The organism is Mycobacterium sp. ABE4_509 (genome assembly GCF_056160785.1).
This window is the reverse complement of sequence record NZ_JBSWXU010000356.1, coordinates 1-354: the sequence shown is the minus strand read 5'-3', so window position 1 is coordinate 354 and position 354 is coordinate 1. Positions and strand designations below refer to the sequence as shown.

Annotated in this window: 1 protein-coding gene; it reads right to left on the bottom strand. The window is 72.0% G+C overall.

What is annotated here, in order from left to right; genetic code table 11:
• Window positions 1-354, bottom strand: a 354-nt coding sequence (locus ACXAID_RS28460) for a DUF222 domain-containing protein (protein WP_475025481.1), incomplete at both ends; no start/stop codon positions are given.

The following is a 354-nucleotide window of genomic DNA, read 5'->3' as shown; positions in this document are numbered from 1 at the left end:
GATGGTGGTGGGCGTGGCCGGCCATCCGGATCACCTCGGCGATCGGCACGATCGTGCCGCCCCCGGTCACGCCGACCCCGGCCCGCGATTCCAGGTCTTGGAGGGTGGTGCGGATGATCACCGACACCGGCAGCCCGTTGAGCTCGCCAAGCGCCCCGCTCATCAGCGCGATCCGCCCGACCGCGACCAGCGCGTCGTGGCGGCGCTGGGCCAGGCTGCGCTGATCAGCGTCGATCTGCGCCTGGGTCGGTGTGCCCGAGGTACACGGCGCCTCGTCGTCGGGGTTGCACATGCCCGGGGCGGCGTATTTGGCGAAGATCGCCTCCCACACCGCCCACGCCTGCGGCGTCAACG